15 protein-coding genes are annotated in these 16,005 nt (G+C 47.7%); 10 read left to right on the top strand and 5 right to left on the bottom strand.

All coding sequences use genetic code 11. The annotated features are described in order from the left end of the window. Positions 1–4 precede the first annotated feature (4 nt). The 3 genes from ABXT70_RS01470 to tkt are packed head-to-tail and all read right to left on the bottom strand — an operon-like array spanning position 5 to position 4,228. Positions 5–1,165: a phosphoglycerate kinase gene (locus tag ABXT70_RS01470; protein ID WP_443641414.1), complete on the bottom strand. Its 1,161-nt coding sequence runs from the start codon at positions 1,163–1,165 to the stop codon at positions 5–7. Then, positions 1,162–2,220 (bottom strand): type I glyceraldehyde-3-phosphate dehydrogenase, encoded by a 1,059-nt coding sequence (gene gap / locus ABXT70_RS01465; protein ID WP_443641413.1) that lies wholly within the window; start codon positions 2,218–2,220, stop codon positions 1,162–1,164. The genes ABXT70_RS01470 and gap overlap by 4 nt, the downstream gene beginning before the upstream one ends. Positions 2,221–2,233: 13 nt before the next feature. Beyond that, a complete protein-coding gene (gene tkt / locus ABXT70_RS01460; RefSeq protein ID WP_443641412.1) occupies positions 2,234–4,228 on the bottom strand; it encodes a transketolase in 1,995 nt (664 codons plus the stop codon). Between the two features lie 421 nt (positions 4,229–4,649). Between tkt and ABXT70_RS01455 the strand changes: the two genes are divergently transcribed. Both ABXT70_RS01455 and ABXT70_RS01450 read left to right on the top strand, forming a co-directional pair. Then, positions 4,650–6,635, top strand: a complete 1,986-nt coding sequence (locus tag ABXT70_RS01455) for an oxidoreductase (protein WP_443641411.1) — start codon at positions 4,650–4,652, stop codon at positions 6,633–6,635. A gap of 34 nt (positions 6,636–6,669) precedes the next feature. Further along, positions 6,670–7,539 (top strand): dihydrodipicolinate synthase family protein, encoded by an 870-nt coding sequence (locus ABXT70_RS01450; protein WP_443641410.1) that lies wholly within the window; start codon positions 6,670–6,672, stop codon positions 7,537–7,539. Between the two features lie 65 nt (positions 7,540–7,604). Here ABXT70_RS01450 and ABXT70_RS01445 read toward each other — a convergent pair whose 3' ends face one another. Both ABXT70_RS01445 and ABXT70_RS01440 read right to left on the bottom strand, forming a co-directional pair. After that, positions 7,605–8,198, bottom strand: a complete 594-nt coding sequence (locus ABXT70_RS01445; protein ID WP_443641409.1) for a class I SAM-dependent DNA methyltransferase — start codon at positions 8,196–8,198, stop codon at positions 7,605–7,607. 198 nt (positions 8,199–8,396) lie between these two features. Further along, entirely contained in the window at positions 8,397–8,726 is a 330-nt protein-coding gene (locus tag ABXT70_RS01440; RefSeq protein WP_443641408.1) for a TraR/DksA family transcriptional regulator, read from the bottom strand. Between the two features lie 432 nt (positions 8,727–9,158). On the opposite strand from ABXT70_RS01440, the gene metK reads away from it, so the two are divergent. The 8 genes from metK to ABXT70_RS01400 all read left to right on the top strand — a co-directional run bounded on the left by metK (position 9,159) and on the right by ABXT70_RS01400 (position 15,939). Then, positions 9,159–10,328 (top strand): methionine adenosyltransferase, encoded by a 1,170-nt coding sequence (gene metK / locus ABXT70_RS01435; RefSeq protein WP_443641407.1) that lies wholly within the window; start codon positions 9,159–9,161, stop codon positions 10,326–10,328. A gap of 3 nt (positions 10,329–10,331) precedes the next feature. After that, positions 10,332–11,057 (top strand): 16S rRNA (uracil(1498)-N(3))-methyltransferase, encoded by a 726-nt coding sequence (locus ABXT70_RS01430; protein ID WP_443641406.1) that lies wholly within the window; start codon positions 10,332–10,334, stop codon positions 11,055–11,057. A gap of 26 nt (positions 11,058–11,083) precedes the next feature. Beyond that, entirely contained in the window at positions 11,084–12,043 is a 960-nt protein-coding gene (gshB, locus tag ABXT70_RS01425; RefSeq protein WP_443641405.1) for a glutathione synthase, read from the top strand. Continuing rightward, positions 12,043–12,621: a YqgE/AlgH family protein gene (locus ABXT70_RS01420; protein ID WP_443641404.1), complete on the top strand. Its 579-nt coding sequence runs from the start codon at positions 12,043–12,045 to the stop codon at positions 12,619–12,621. Before gshB ends, ABXT70_RS01420 begins: the two co-directional genes overlap by 1 nt. Continuing rightward, entirely contained in the window at positions 12,614–13,066 is a 453-nt protein-coding gene (ruvX, locus tag ABXT70_RS01415) for a Holliday junction resolvase RuvX (protein WP_443641403.1), read from the top strand. The genes ABXT70_RS01420 and ruvX overlap by 8 nt, the downstream gene beginning before the upstream one ends. A 62-nt stretch (positions 13,067–13,128) precedes the next feature. Further along, positions 13,129–13,662: a bifunctional pyr operon transcriptional regulator/uracil phosphoribosyltransferase PyrR gene (gene pyrR, locus ABXT70_RS01410; protein ID WP_443641402.1), complete on the top strand. Its 534-nt coding sequence runs from the start codon at positions 13,129–13,131 to the stop codon at positions 13,660–13,662. Beyond that, positions 13,655–14,674 carry an aspartate carbamoyltransferase catalytic subunit gene (locus ABXT70_RS01405; RefSeq protein WP_443641401.1) on the top strand — a complete coding sequence of 340 codons (1,020 nt, stop codon included), beginning with the start codon at positions 13,655–13,657 and terminating at the stop codon, positions 14,672–14,674. The genes pyrR and ABXT70_RS01405 overlap by 8 nt, the downstream gene beginning before the upstream one ends. Next, on the top strand, positions 14,671–15,939 hold the full coding sequence (locus ABXT70_RS01400; protein WP_443641400.1) for a dihydroorotase: 1,269 nt from the start codon (positions 14,671–14,673) through the stop codon (positions 15,937–15,939). The genes ABXT70_RS01405 and ABXT70_RS01400 overlap by 4 nt, the downstream gene beginning before the upstream one ends. Positions 15,940–16,005: the final 66 nt, after the last annotated feature.

Here is a 16,005-nt window from a genome sequence, read left to right as displayed (position 1 = left end):
CTAATTACAGACCACGTTGTTCTAAAATGGCCACTGCAGGCAATTCTTTGCCTTCTACAAATTCAAGGAATGCGCCGCCACCTGTGGAAATATAAGACACTTGATCAGCAATCTCGTATTTGTCTACGGCAGCCAGTGTATCACCACCACCGGCGATAGAAAACGCAGAAGATGCGGCAATGGCGTGAGACAAAATTTCGGTACCCCCACCAAACTGATCAAACTCAAACACCCCCAACGGCCCGTTCCAAATAATCGTACCTGCATCTTTAAGGATACTGGCAAGGTGGTGAGCGGTTTCTGGGCCCACATCCATAATCATATCGTCTGCCATAACATCTGCCGCACTTTGAGTAGTTGCCACAGCAGTTTCGCTAAACTCTTTTGCGGTCACTACATCTGTAGGTAAGGGGATGGAGGTTTTTTCCATCAGTGCTTTTGCGTTAGCTACTAAATTAGCCTCGTATAGAGACTTACCCACGGGAAACCCAGCTGCTGCCAAGAACGTATTGGCTATACCACCACCGACGATCAGCTGATCTACTTTATCAGATAAGGTCTCCAACACAGTGAGCTTAGTAGACACTTTAGAGCCGCCAACGATGGCCACCAATGGTCGTTTAGGGTTATCCAAGGCTTTGCCTAAGGCATCTAGTTCCGCTACTAACAAAGGACCAGCACAGGCTGTTTTTACAAATTTGGCAATGCCATGGGTACTAGCCTGTGCACGGTGGGCAGTGCCAAAAGCATCGTTTACATATACGTCACACAAAGCTGCCATTTTTTTTGCCAAGGCATCATCATTGGCTTTTTCACCAGTGTTAAAACGACAGTTTTCCAAAATCACCAATTCACCGTCAGCAATGTCCACCCCACTTAACCACTCTTTTTGCAACCGTACATTACATTGTAATTTTGCCGCTAGGTAGTTTGCCACTGGCGCTAAAGAAAACTGCTCATCATAAACACCCTCTTTAGGGCGCCCTAGGTGAGACGTCACCATCAGTTTTGCGCCTAAGTGCAAGGCCATTTTAATGCTAGGCAGAGCGGCTCTTAAACGTGCGTCACTACTCACCACGCCATCTTTAATAGGCACATTAAGGTCTTCACGGATCAACACCCGTAGGCCACGCAAATCTAAATCGGTCATTTTAATGATGGTCATGGGTTTTCCTGAGGAGTTAATATGTCTGTCTTTAACATTGCCAAGGCTACGTCAATCATTCTATTGGCGTAGCCCCATTCGTTATCGTACCAAGCTAAAATTTTAATGAGTTGGCCCATTTTCATAGTTTGAGTGGCGTCAAAGGTAGCCGATTTTGAGCAGTGATTAAAATCGACAGACACCAAGGGTTGTTGGTTGTAACCCAGTACATCATGGCTATCATTGGCCACAGCATCCGCTATAATTTGATTTACTTCAGCCACTGTCACATCGCGGCTGGGACGGAATACTAAATCCACTACAGAGACATTGATAGTAGGCACACGCATGGAGATACCGGTAATTTTATCTGCCAATTCTGGCAATACCCAGCCCAAGGCTTCAGTGGCATGGGTAGAGGTGGGTATCATGGATTGGGTTGCTGAACGACCGCGCCGTAGATCGGCCTTATCGATCACTGTGTCCGTGAGTACCTGACCGTTAGTATAAGCGTGAATGGTGGTCATTAGGCCATCTTCAATACCTATGGAATCATTTAATGGTTTGAGTACCGGTGCCATACAATTGGTGGTGCAAGAGGCATTGGAAACGATCCGATGCCACGGTTTAATCTGATCATGGTTAATGCCATAAACCACCGTAAGATCCACATCGGTGCCAGCTGCGGCACCAATCAATACTTTGCTGGCACCAGACATTAAGTGCTGTTCAGAAAGCTTACGGTCGCTCATCTTACCAGAACATTCCAACACTAGATCAATGCCTAAATCACCCCAAGGCAGAGCCGTTGCATCGCCAACTTGTAGCAAGTCAATATCATTGACGGCATCGCCCGAAACAACCTGCATGCCTCGGTCAGTGGCTTCTACCGTAGCAGGAAAAGCACCATGCACCGAATCATAACGTGTTTCATAAACCACGGATTCGGCAATACCTAAGTCATTAATAGCTACTATTTGCAATTGATGCTGCAGGTCGCGTTCTACAATGGCGCGCAGCACTGCACGACCAATGCGACCATAACCATTAATCGCAATGCGTTTGGTTTTATGCATGATAATGAACTCGTTACAACAGTTCAGTTACGGTGGCAGTAATCTTGTCTACTGTGAAACCATATATCTCAAACAATTCATTAGCAGGTGCAGACGCACCAAAATCTGTCATACCAATCACTTTGCCAGCTAAACCCACATACTTGTACCAGTAATCCGCATGGGCTGCTTCAACGGCAACGCGGGCGGTAACGGAGGAAGGTAAAACCTGTGCCTGATAGGTTGCATCTTGGCGCTCAAACAATTCGGTACATGGCAAAGAAACTAAACGCACTTTGTGGCCTTGAGTAGTAAGGACATCTGTGGCTTGTTGGGCGATACCCACTTCGGAACCCGTCGCAATAATGATAGCTTCTGGGGTGCCGTCACAGTCTTGTAAAATGTAACCTCCACGAGCTACATTGGCCAACTGGGCTTCATTACGTTGCTGGTGTGGCAAATTTTGGCGCGAGAAAATCAAGGCTGAAGGGCCATCTGTACGTTGTAGAGACGTCTTCCAAGCCACTGCAGATTCAACCGTGTCACATGGGCGCCATGTATCTAAGTGAGGGGTTAAACGTAGGTTGGCAATTTGTTCGACAGGCTGGTGCGTTGGGCCATCTTCACCCAACCCAATGGAATCATGGGTATAAACAAACAACACACGCTGGCGCATCAGTGCGGCCATCCGCACGGCATTACGCGCGTATTCCATAAACACTAGAAAAGTCGCGCCGTAAGGAATAAACCCACCGTGTAATGCCATACCGTTCATCATGGCAGACATGGCGAATTCACGCACACCATAGTATACGTAGTTACCACTAGCATCGTCTTTGTTGATGGCTTTAGTGCCAGACCATTTAGTCAAGTTAGAGCCTGCAAGATCTGCTGAACCACCTAATAGTTCTGGCAATAAAGGGCCAAAAGCATTAATAGTATTTTGTGAGGCTTTACGACTGGCAATGCTGGAACCTTCAGCTTGTAGCTGCTTAACGTAGGTTTGGGCCTGAACTTCAAAATCTGCTGGCAAATCACCAGCTACACGACGTAACAATTCAGTTGCCAATTCTGGGTGAGCCTGATGGTAGGCATTAAAAGACTGATTCCAAATCTGCTCGGCATCATCACCAGCATCGCAGGCATTCCATTCTTCGTAGATGTCTGCAGGAATATCAAACGCACCATAGGTCCACCCAAGCTCTTTGCGGGTTAAGGTAATTTCGTCAGCACCTAATGGGGCTCCATGACAATCTTCTTTGCCTTCTTTGTTGGGTGAACCAAAACCAATGATAGTTTTACAACAAATTAAGGTAGGTTGATCGATATTACCTTTGGCAGCTTCAATGGCAGCAAACAAAGCGTCGGCATCGTGGCCATCAATGGCAGGAATAACCTGCCAACCATAAGCTTCAAAACGCTTAGGAGTATCGTCGGTAAACCAACCTTCTACTTCACCATCAATAGAAATACCGTTGTCATCATAAAAGGCAATAAGTTTGCCTATGCCTAGGGTTCCAGCTAAAGAACAGGCTTCGTGAGACACACCTTCCATCAAACACCCATCGCCTAAGAACGTATAGGTGTGGTGATCGATAATATTGTGGCCTGGGCGGTTAAACTGAGCAGCCAAGGTTTTTTCTGCCAAAGCCATACCAATGGCGTTGGTAATGCCCTGCCCTAGAGGACCAGTGGTAGTTTCAATGCCCGGTGCGTAGCCATATTCAGGGTGGCCAGCTGTCTTGGAGTGCAGCTGACGGAAATTTTTCACATCATCAATGGATAAGTCATAGCCACTCAAGTGTAACAATGAGTAAAGCAACATAGAGCCATGACCGTTAGACAATACAAAGCGGTCACGGTTTAACCATTCTGGATTAGCCGGGTTATGGCTCATAAAGTCATTCCATAACACTTCAGCGATATCAGCCATTCCCATAGGGGCTCCTGGATGACCAGAATTAGCCTGTTGGACAGCGTCCATACTAAGGGCTCGGATGGCATTAGCTAAATCGCGACGGGTAGGCATGGAAAGCTTCCTTTAAAAGGTTAAATACACTATTCGGGAACAAATTTACGGTGTGTATTTTCCCTTACTCAGGCCTCAGACACAATCAACATAAGACATTCTTGCGGCAATAATCGACATTTTATAGCTCATCTCAACCAGCAGGGGATATTTCGCTAGCAATAGCACCCAATAGCGCTCTCACTTGAAGGGTCGGGTGCGAGTTAGAGAAGCGTGCGACATGACAAACTTGGCCCTTAAAGTAAGCCGTGACCAATTACCAACATGCCCCGGTACCGCATTACCCATATTCAATATCGAGTTGCAAAATGGCTAAAACCAGAAGTTATGACATAATTTAATGATTTTATAAAAATATATCGTTTTATTCTGCTTTAGCAAAAGCTATATTAATACAACAGTCGCTTTTTCGAGTTTAGCCATGCCATCAAGTCAGCGTTCGCATCTCTTTAGCCCCATCCAACTAGGTCATAAAACCCTTAAAAACCGCATTGTGTTTGGAGCCCACACGGCCAACATGTCTGTACAGGGATTACCTGGCGAGCAACACCGGGCTTATTACGAAGAGCGCGCTATGGGTGGAGCAGCCATGATTGTGGTTGAACCCATGCCTGTACATGCATGTGCAGTGTTGACTCGTGGTAATTTTTTAGCCCAAGACGATGCCGTCATCGAGCCTTTTAAGGCCATCGTTCAAGCCTGCCAAGCTCACGGTACGGTGATGATTCAGCAGCTCTATCATGTTGGCCAACATGGCGATGCAGACCTATCATTTGAACCCAACTGGTCACCTTCGGGCCGGCCCTCCTACCATGACTCCGATGGCAGCCATGCCATGAACCAAGCCCAAATTGAAGACACTATTGATGGCTTTATTAAGGCTGCCAAACGTTGCCAGGCCTCTGGTTTTGACGGTATAGAGTTATTTGCCAATTACCACGGACTCATCGAACAGTTTTGGACCCCTTGGTCTAACCTGCGCACCGATGAATGGGGCGGCAGCTTGGAAAACCGCATGCGTTTTAGTAAGCTCTTGATGGAAGGTATTCGCAACGCCTGTGGGCCCAACTTCATCATTGGTTTGGCTATCAGCCATTCTGAACGCACCCGCCATGACCTAAGCTTAGAGAATCTATTAGAAATTGTCCGCATTCACGATCAACACCAACACATGCACTACGTCACGTGCGGCACTGGTGGTTATCTTGACTACGATGTTCTAATGCCAACCTTTGTGCACGGCGAAAAACTAGGCACCAACCTCTCTAATGCCGTTAAACAAGTTCTGCAACATGCGCTAGTTACCTGTGAAAGCCACATTCGCACCCCGGAGAACGCCGACTATGTGATCGCCAGTGGCGCCGCCGACTTAACCTCCATTGTGCGCGGACAGATTGCCGATCCCCACTTGGCCAACAAGGCCCGCGACAATCGCGAGCAAGACATTCGTGGCTGCATTTCTTGCAATCAGATGTGTTGGGGGCGACGCTCCCGTGACTATTGGATTTCTTGTCTAGTTAACCCATCGGCTGGGCGCGAACATCAATGGGGTGGCGATCGTTTTGTGGCCTCCAGCAAACCAAAGACAGTGTTAGTCGTGGGCGCTGGGCCCGCTGGTTTAGAATGTGCCCGAGTGGCCGCTGAGCGAGGCCATCAGGTCACATTGTGCGAAGCTTCACCACAACTTGGTGGCCAGTTTCGACTGGCCGGATTAACCCCACGCCGAGGCCAGATATTGGAGCTATTGGACTGGTATCAAACACAATTAAACAAGCTAGCTGTAACGGTCAATTTCAACAAGTACATGGATGCGGCAGATGTCATCAATGTTGGCGCCGATGAGGTCATCCTAGCCACGGGGTCCTTAGCCGACGGTTTAGCACGCCAGCGGTGGCTAGGGCACGTAGAAGCCATGCCCGGGCTGGATCACAAGGTATATACGGTAGAAGAAGTACTGTGTAAGCAGGCGACTCTTGGCAAACAGGTGATCATACTGGATGAAGGCGGCAACTGGCGCGGTTTGGGCACAGCCATGTACCTACTGGACAAAGGCCACCAGCTCACCATCGTTACACCGGATGCGTATGTAGGCAAAGAGTTGTCTCGCACCACCGCCGATCTTGACCTCAGGGCCAAGCTAAAGCAAGGTGGCGCAATATTTATGGTGGAGTCTGTAATCAGCCAGTGGCATGGGGACGGCGCTACCGTTACCAGTATGTTGGATCATACCAGTACTCGAGTTAGCTCTAGCGCCTTAGTCGTGGCCACCACTAATATGGCCTTTAACGAGCTGGAACTAGCGCTGGCTGAATTGAACCATCACTACCATGCCATTGGCGATTGCGTAGCGCCGCGGCAAGCGCCATTTGCCTTTCATGAAGGCCGGAAACTTGGCCTGAGCATTTAGCCTACACAATTTATCACACTTTCTGGAGGCCATTATGACAGACCTAAAAGGCATTAATTTAGCCATGCAAACCCCTCACAAGGCAGATGGCAGTATTGATTATCAGCGCTGGGTAGAATTGGTGGATACCTATCTAGACGCCGGCGTTCATGGCCTAGTACTGGGTTCGGGTACAGGCCAGCACCCCTATCTGACGGCGGCCGAATGTGATCGTTTATTTGAACTGGCTTGCCCGCGCATTGCTGGTCGGGCTAACATCATTTGTCAAACTTCGGCCCTGAACATGGACGAAGTCATTGAACGCAGCAAAAAGGCCCAAGACTTAGGCGCCGATGCCTTAATGATCCTACCACCTTACCTGGAAGGCCCCCAAGACGACGATGGTTTATTTGAATTTTACGCAGCGCTAGATAGCGCCTTAAATATCGACATCGTGGGTTATAACATTCCCCAAGCCACCGGCATTGGCATTTCGTTACCTTTGTACAAACGACTCAGCCAACTGCCAAACTTTGCCTACATTAAAGACAGTTCTGGTGATTTAACCCAACACCAGCTCTATTTACAAGCCGGGCACAAGGTCCTCAACGGTGCCGACCCCATCACCCTGTACGCCATTTTGGCAGGTGCCCATGGCTGCATCTGGGGTGGCGCAAACTACATGCCCTATGAAGCTGTACAACTATGGCAATTAGCAACTACTGGCCAACACGCTCAAGCCCAAGCCCTATGGCAAAAAATGCTGCCGTCCCTGCTGCATATTTGGACCCATGATTATATCCCTTGCGTTAAAGCTGCTGCCCGTATGCGCGGTTTTGACGGTGGCGATGTACGCCGCCCCCTACGCCCTTTAAACCCTGAGCAATACGCCGAGCTCCAACGGGCGCTTGCGCCTTTGGGATAGGCCATGTTCTAAGGGTAGGTCATGCGTAATCGTGTTACAGGTAATCCAGCAACACATGTAGCCCTTTATTTGGCTACACCTGTCAACACGATCCAAGGTTCCATATCCCCGGCCATGCCCAAAGCTTCACCCAATTCTATATGCTCAATGCTAAAGCCTGCGCCCTTGAGATGAGCTTCAAATTCAGCTTGAGAGTAGTAGGCATAATAACGACCATACTTGTCGCGCCTTGAGCCTTGGCCAAGCTTCATACCTAAGTGCAACACGCCTTGTGGCTTCAATGCACGATGTAAGGCCAACAATATAGCGGCCAAGTCTTGAGGCTGCGCATGTAATAAACTGAAATTGGCCCACACTCCATGATAGATCTCAGTAGCATCAATATCGCTAAATTGCGCCTGCCGAGCACCTATATTGAACTTGTCATTGGCCAACTTCACCATCGCTTCAGCCGCATCAACAGGATCCACACATAATCCTTTGTCACGCATAACCGCAGAAGCCAGAGCCGGACCGCAACCCAAATCCAGCACATAGTCACTGACCTTAAGCCGGTCGATAAAACGCAGCAATATCGGATCTACGTCCAACTCACCAACCATTTTTAGATAAGTATCCACTTGGCCGTTATAGGCGGCAATGGTTTTTTGATCTGCCATTCTATTCACTTCCTTTTAACATACAGCGCCAAGGCCCAATGTATGATCAGGCGAAACCCCTTTGCAAATAACTCACTAGCTCACCCACCACTGTTGTAGCTAAATTATTATTACTATACACAACAACGGAATAATCAGGCAGTTCGAGTATAACTGCTAGGTGGTATGGATTGAGTTTGCTGGTGGTGACGACATCAATTATTTATCTGCGCACTTTATGCACTGCGTGTAAGAAGGATCAACTTCTAATCTGCGTATGTTCATCTCTTCCCCACAGGTTAGACATACACCATAATCGCCAGTGGTTATTCGCTGCAACGCGCCCTCTACTCTTAACAGTTGATGTTGGCGCCGCACCTTTGTTTCAATTGCCATACTTTGCGCCCGCATGGCGTCCATTCTAGTGAGCCTGCCAATAGTCGCCTGGTCCAGTTCCACGGGCTTTGCCGCGTCAACAGACGTGCTGCTTAGATTCATGAGTTCTGACTGCAGTTGAAGCAACTGTTGCCTGAAACTATCGATTTGCATTTTCTCCATCTGCTTATGCACTCAGTTCTATCGCCACTACCAATCCACTCATAGGGCCACACGGCCTCATGATAATTATTAGAGAGCGGCACTTCTAATTATCTTTTTGCTAGAGCGTTGCTCATAAAGCTCTGAAAAGTATAGGTGTTTATTGCTCCATTGCAAACCTCGTTAAAAAAAGAGCATTATGGACAGCAGATTAGGGGGGTATGTTCCCAGCGCCAAAAAACAAGCATATTAAGCCACATCAAACCCGCACCAGTGGTGTTAATAAACTATACAATCTATATATCAATAGCCTATAATGCGTTTGGTTTTGCAACCTACGCAGAACCAAAGGCACTCGCCAGAACAATGTTCTAGGCTGGTAATTAAGTCACTGCTAACGATGTCCGTAAAGCATCGATTAGTATTCAATTACGAGGCATGGTTATGAACCAATACACTCTATTTACCTCCGAATCAGTGTCCGAAGGACACCCTGATAAAATCGCCGATCAAATTTCTGATGCCATCCTTGATGCCATGCTGGAAAAAGACCCCGAATCCCGTGTTGCTGTAGAAACCCTCATTAAAACTGGCTTGGTTTTAGTGGCTGGTGAAGTACGCACTAACTCTTGGGTAGATATCGAAGAATTGGTGCGCAAAGTCATAACAGACATCGGCTACACCTCTTCTGATATGGGTTTTGATGGTGCGTCATGTGCTATTCTAAACGCCATTGGCAAGCAATCTTCCGACATTGCTATGGGCGTAGATGAAAGCGCTGATAGCAACAAAGAACAAGGTGCTGGCGACCAGGGCCTAATGTTTGGCTATGCCAGTAATGAAACTGAAAGCCTCATGCCTGCGCCCATTCATTACGCCCATCGTTTAATGCAACAACAGGCCAAAGTACGTAAAGACGGCACCTTGCCTTGGTTACGTCCAGACGCTAAAAGCCAGCTGACTTTCCGTTATGGTAGCGATGGCAAACCTTTATCTATAGACGCCGTAGTAGTTTCCACCCAGCATAGCGCCGATATCGATTTAGAGAGCCTTCGCACTGCCGTGATGGAGCATATTATTCGCCCTGTCATTCCAGCCCATTGGCTCACGGAAGACACTCAATACCACATTAACCCAACGGGTAATTTTGTAATTGGTGGCCCAGTGGGTGATTGTGGTTTAACCGGCCGTAAAATCATTGTTGATACTTACGGCGGTATGGCTCGCCATGGTGGCGGTGCATTCTCTGGCAAAGACCCTTCTAAGGTAGACCGCAGTGCGGCCTACGCGGGTCGCTATGTGGCTAAGAATATTGTTGCCGCCGGTTTAGCTGAGCGTTGTGAAATTCAAATCTCCTACGCCATTGGTGTAGCAGAGCCAACTTCCATTAGCCTTAATACCTTTGGCAGTGGCAAAATAAGTGATGCAAAAATTGAAGCTTTAGTACGTCAACACTTTAACTTAAACGCTGGAGGTCTGGTTGAAATGTTAGATTTAAAGCGCCCTATATACCTTGATACTGCAGCCTATGGCCACTTTGGCCGTGACAACCCAAACTTTACTTGGGAATACACGGATAAAGCTGAAATTTTGCGTAAGGCAGCCGGCTTATAAGCTATGCGCATACCTCGCCTACATATCCTGCAGCCGCTACCATTAGAGCAAACCATTGTTCTTGAAGCAGCAGCCAGCCATTATGTAGGCAAGGTTCTTCGGATGCAGGAAAAACAGGAAGTAGTCCTTTTTAATCACCTTGGCGAGCAAGTAAGTGCTCACATTACTAGCGTTAGTAAGAAGGCTGTTAGCGTGTTTTTGAGCGCACCCCTAGCTGGCCCCCCAACCTCTCCATTACATACCCACTTAGGTCAGGTCATGTGCCGTGGCGAACGCATGGACTATGTTATTCAAAAAGCCACTGAGCTTGGAGTGAATGAAATCACTCCTCTTTTTAGCAGCCGCTGTGAGGTTAAGCTCGACCACCAGCGCCAAACTAAGCGCATTGCCCATTGGCAGCAAATTGCTATTAGCGCCTGTGAACAAAGCGGGCGTATCGATGTACCTTGCATCCACGAGCCAGAAGCTTTGGAGTCATGGACACAAAACACTCGAACCGAAGCTAAGTTAGTATTGCACCCCCACCAAACTAAACCCTTAGCATCACAAGCAACACCCTCTAGTTGCGCCTTACTCATTGGCCCAGAAGGTGGATTAACTCAACAGGAAGTTGAGCAAGCCCAAACACAGGGCTATACTGGATTAAGTTTAGGACCACGTATACTCCGTGCAGAAACAGCACCCTTAGCAGCCTTAACCTTGCTGCAGTATACTTGGGGCGACCTTTAACGCCCATTAACTGAGACATAGAACAGATGACCATACGCCTTGGCATTGTCATGGACCCAATCCATCACATCAGCTACAAGAAAGACAGCTCCCTAGCCATGTTGTGGGCCGCACAAGATTTAGGATGGGAATTGTTTTATATGGAGCCACAGCACCTGTACGCAGAACAAGGCGTCGCTATAGGACTGATGTCCCAGCTAAGGGTGATGCGAGAGCCAAATAATTTTTACGAAATAGGCCAGCAACAAGTGCTGCCACTGGGCAACCTTGACGTCATCTTAATGCGCAAAGACCCACCTTTTGATACACAGTTTTTGCACACTACCTATTTATTGAGTCAAGCTGAAGACGCTGGCGCTTTAATTATCAACAAGCCCCAAAGCTTGCGCGACTGCAACGAGAAGCTATTCGCCACGCAATTCCCTGAATGCTGCCCAGAGGTACTGGTAGCCAGCGATGCTAAGGTACTTAAAGCGTTTCATGCTCATCATGAGGATGTGATTTTTAAGCCCCTTGATGGTATGGGTGGTGCCTCTATTTTTCGAGCACGTAAGGGCGAACCTAACCTTAATGTGATTATTGAAACCCTTACTGAGTTTGGTCGACAACAAATTATGGCTCAACGTTATTTGCCAGAAATTAAAGATGGCGACAAGCGCATCTTAATGATTAACGGCTACCCCGTAGATCACGTATTAGCACGCATCCCTTCTTCTGGTGAGACACGTGGCAACTTAGCCGCCGGTGGTTCTGGTGTTGCTAGACTGCTGACCGATCGTGATCGCTGGATCTGCGAACAAATAGGCCCCACACTTAGGGCTAAAGAAATCCATTTTGCAGGTCTTGACGTCATTGGTGATAGTCTCACTGAAATCAACGTCACTAGTCCTACCTGCATCCGTGAGATTGATGACCAAACGGGTTCTAACATTGCCGCTGTCCTGATGCAGCACATTAGCCAACTATTATCTGCAAGGAGCGCTTAGTGTCTGAAAAACCTAGCAAAAACAGTCTGCATCATTTCATGCTGATTTCTATGCCAAGAATGGAAGATGAGAACTTCACCCGCAGTTTAGTTTATATCTGCGAACATAGTGAAAAAGGCGCCATGGGTTTAGTGATTAATCGAGCTAACAACATTGCCTTTACAGACATACTGCCACAACTTGATATCTTGGATTCAAATATTACAGATGTAGAACAACCCATATTTACAGGCGGTCCAGTGCAGCCAGAACATGGGTTTGTACTACATACCCCATTAAGAAATAAGCAGTGGAAATCTAGCATTCGTGTTTCAGAGGACTTATGCCTAACCACTTCCTCTGATGTCATTAACGACATAGCCCACTCTGCTGGCCCCGAGCATAGCCTGATTGCCCTGGGATATGCTGGCTGGGGACCTGGTCAGCTTGAGCAAGAATTGGCAGACAATTCCTGGCTATGCTGTCCGTTTGACGCGAATATCGTGTTTAAAATGGCTCCAGAAGATCGCTTCCAAGCTGCAGCTGACTCACTTGGTATCGACATCAATCTGATTTCTAACCAAATTGGCCATGGATAAACCCCTTAATTTGCTAGGCTTTGACTTTGGCAGTAAACGCATAGGCGTAGCCTTTGCCAGTAATCCCCACACTCAACCCGTTGTGCTGGCACCCATAAAAGCCCAAGATGGCATCCCAAGTTGGCAGATCTTGGAAGGCCTAGTAGACGAGTGGCAAGCACAAGCATTTGTAGTGGGAATTCCGTATAATATGGACGGTTCAATCAGTGAAATGGCATTAAGGGCACGAAAATTTGCCAATCGCATGAGCGCTCGTTTTGATTGTCCTTGTTATGTAGTAGACGAACGCCTATCCACCCAAGCCGCCAAACGAGAGCATCTTGAAGCGGGTGGTGGCACCGATTGGAAAAAGCATGGTGTCGATGGTATCGCCGCTGGGTTAATACTCCAAAGCTGGTTTAATGAGACTGAACACCGTTTATCAAATGTGCCCTTGTTAGAATAGTTACGATAGCTACAATAATTACCATAACAAGACACGCCTAAAACCTACCAAGAGGAAGCCTAATGGGAGCTACACAACACCCGCAACACCCAGAATTGGCAGACACTCCCGCCCTCGTTAACAGTTTATTAAATCAAGTCGATCAACTTATTACTACGCAAAAACTAGGCCAACCCCTCGTTATTGGTATTCACACAGGTGGAGTATGGTTGGCAAAAGTAATTGCCGAACATCTTCACGCGCCTTTTGGACAACTAGACATCGCCTTTTATCGAGATGATTTCTCTAAAAATGGCCTGCATCCACAAGTAAGCCCCTCTTCACTACCGTTTAACATTAATGATCGTCACCTGTTGTTAGTTGATGATGTTTTAATGACAGGCCGTACCGTTCGTGCGGCAATGAATGAACTGTTTGACTTCGGCCGCCCCGCCAGTATAAAGCTGGTTACCTTATGCAGCGTTAACCAACGAGAATTACCCATTCAAGCAGATGCCTGTGCACTTACATTGGATTTAGAAGTGGGTCAATACCTGCAACTTGATGGCCCAGAGACTCTAAAACTATCTATTATCGAGCGTGCTAATCATGAGTAACTTAGCTGATTTACAGCTCACCAAAAGTGGTGAACTGCGCCACTTTTTGACCCCAGAAGGGCTAGATCGCCTTATGCTTGAGCGCATCCTAGATACAGCCGATTCTTTTGTTGTGGTGGGCAATCAGGAGGTGAAAAAAGTACCACTTCTGCGGGGTCGTACGGTGGTAAATTTGTTTTTTGAAAACTCTACACGCACACGCAGTACTTTTGAACTGGCCGCCAAGCGTTTATCTGCTGACGTGCTTACCCTAGACATCAAAACCTCAGCCACCAGCAAGGGCGAAAGCCTGCTTGATACCTTACAAAACTTACGTGCCATGCACAGTGATATGTTTGTGGTACGACACGGTGATTCTGGCGCCGCGCACTTTATCGCCTCCCAAGTTACCCCTGATGTGGCCATTATTAACGCCGGCGATGGGCGCCACGCACACCCTACACAAGCCATGCTCGATATGCTCACCATTCGCCGCAATAAGGGTTACTTTGAGTCTCTCTCAGTGGCAATTGTGGGTGACATTTTGCATTCTCGAGTTGCCCGTGACCAAATCCATGCCCTTAAAACCTTAGGTTGTAGCGACATCCGTTTAGTCGGCCCAAATACCCTTATGCCCCAAGCCATCGATAGTATGGGCGTAACCACACATAACAACATGGACAGCGGCATCGATGGTGTTGATGTTGTTATCATGTTGCGATTACAAACAGAGCGTATGGACTCTGCCTTCTTACCATCTGCAGGAGAGTACTTCCGCTTATACGGACTCACTAAGGAACGTTTGGCGCAAGCTAAGCCTGACGCTATAGTAATGCACCCTGGCCCAATCAATCGCGGTATAGAGATTGAGTCCGCCGTAGCCGATGGTCCCCAATCCATGATACTTAATCAAGTGGGTTATGGTATCGCCCTGCGCATGGCTGTGATGTCCATGGCCATGAGCGGCCAAATGCAACAGCGCCAAGCCCAAGCCAACACCCCGTCCAGCCTAACAGGGAAGCTACGCCCATGAGCATAATTATCCGCGGCGCACGCCTAATTGACCCCAGCAAACAATTGGATCAAGTCACAGATTTACACATAAAAGACAGCCATATCCAGGCCATTGGAAACCTCACTGGTGTTCGTGCAACCTCAGAAATTGATGCTAAAGGTATGATTTTAAGCCCCAGTTTTGTAGACCTTCACACCTGCTTAAGGGATCTTAATCAAATACAAAAGGGCACCATTGCTAGTGAAACTCAGGCAGCTGCCAGTGCTGGTTTCACGCATTTATGTCCCAGCCCAGATACCCAACCATGCAGTGATGCTGGTTCCGTTATTAGCATGATCAAAAACAAGGTTGCAGCCGCAGGATTTTGTGACTTACTGCCGGTGGCCGCGCTCACCAAAGACTTAAAAGGCACTCAACTAAGTAATATGGAATCGCTTTCTCGTGCTGGCTGCATTGGCTTTAGCAATGCAAGTTACGACATCAGTGACAACACCGTGTTGTTGCGTTGTTATGAATATGCCGCTACCTTTGGTTTAAAGGTATTTGTGCAGGCGCAAGACCAGCAATTAGGTGATGGCCACATGCATGCCGGCCCCACTGCAACACGGATGGGTTTAGATGGTATTCCTGTGGTTGCTGAAACCCTTTCTATTAGCCGTCATTTACAATTCATGCAGCATACTGGCGTAAGCGGCCATTTCAACCAGCTCACAAGTGCGGCGGGCGTAGCTCTGATCCGTCAGGCAAAGGCACAAGGAATGAACATCACCGCCGATGTGGGTATTGCCCATCTTTGCTTCACCGACACTGCCATAGAGGGCTATCGTAGCCAGTACCATGTTCAACCGCCTTTAAGAGCAGAATCAGACCGTAAAGCCCTACTCGCTGGTATTAAAGATGGCACCTTAGATGCGATCTGTTCCGCTCATCAGCCCCATGAATCTGCTGCCAAATGTGCTCCTTTTGCAGCTACGGCAACAGGCATGGCGATTTATGATATGTTGGTCCCACTCATCCAAGGGCTAGTGGCCGCAGAGGATCTTACCTGGGCACTGGCTATTCAAGCATTGAGCTCTAATAGTGCCACCATTGCTCTTGGAAAAACCACAAGCCTAGCTATAGGTGAAGAAGCCAACCTCACCTTAATTGATCCCAGCTATCCTTGGACACTTAATTCGTCTAGCCAACTGAGCCGTGGCACCAATCAAGCATTAGCCAACCAGCAACTCAAGGCACGTGTGAAATTAACCATAAAAGGTGGCCTCACGAGTTACATAATGTAACCAAAACCCCACGAAAATTGACACTTTTTATGGGTTTTTTATCTATTTAAAAATGGTAATTTTGAT

Origin of the sequence: Candidatus Njordibacter sp. Uisw_039 (assembly GCF_047730075.1) — a bacterium.
Classification (GTDB): domain Bacteria; phylum Pseudomonadota; class Gammaproteobacteria; order Pseudomonadales; family Balneatricaceae; genus Njordibacter.
Note: the sequence above shows the minus strand (reverse complement) of the source record. Positions and strands in the feature narration are given on the sequence as shown.

Bases quoted from the DNA above. Each gene is read 5' to 3' on its own strand.
- ABXT70_RS01450 (WP_443641410.1), top strand. From the start codon at position 6,670: ATGACAGACCTAAAAGGCATTAATTTAGCCATGCAAACCCCTCACAAG.
- gshB (WP_443641405.1), top strand. From the start codon at position 11,084: ATGACCATACGCCTTGGCATTGTCATGGACCCAATCCATCACATCAGC.
- metK (WP_443641407.1), top strand. From the start codon at position 9,159: ATGAACCAATACACTCTATTTACCTCCGAATCAGTGTCCGAAGGACAC.
- ruvX (WP_443641403.1), top strand. From the start codon at position 12,614: ATGGATAAACCCCTTAATTTGCTAGGCTTTGACTTTGGCAGTAAACGC.
- ABXT70_RS01470 (WP_443641414.1), bottom strand. From the start codon at position 1,165: ATGACCATCATTAAAATGACCGATTTAGATTTGCGTGGCCTACGGGTG.
- ABXT70_RS01455 (WP_443641411.1), top strand. From the start codon at position 4,650: ATGCCATCAAGTCAGCGTTCGCATCTCTTTAGCCCCATCCAACTAGGT.
- gap (WP_443641413.1), bottom strand. From the start codon at position 2,220: ATGCATAAAACCAAACGCATTGCGATTAATGGTTATGGTCGCATTGGT.
- tkt (WP_443641412.1), bottom strand. From the start codon at position 4,228: ATGCCTACCCGTCGCGATTTAGCTAATGCCATCCGAGCCCTTAGTATG.
- ABXT70_RS01445 (WP_443641409.1), bottom strand. From the start codon at position 8,198: ATGGCAGATCAAAAAACCATTGCCGCCTATAACGGCCAAGTGGATACT.
- ABXT70_RS01440 (WP_443641408.1), bottom strand. From the start codon at position 8,726: ATGCAAATCGATAGTTTCAGGCAACAGTTGCTTCAACTGCAGTCAGAA.
- pyrR (WP_443641402.1), top strand. From the start codon at position 13,129: ATGGGAGCTACACAACACCCGCAACACCCAGAATTGGCAGACACTCCC.
- ABXT70_RS01405 (WP_443641401.1), top strand. From the start codon at position 13,655: ATGAGTAACTTAGCTGATTTACAGCTCACCAAAAGTGGTGAACTGCGC.
- ABXT70_RS01430 (WP_443641406.1), top strand. From the start codon at position 10,332: ATGCGCATACCTCGCCTACATATCCTGCAGCCGCTACCATTAGAGCAA.
- ABXT70_RS01400 (WP_443641400.1), top strand. From the start codon at position 14,671: ATGAGCATAATTATCCGCGGCGCACGCCTAATTGACCCCAGCAAACAA.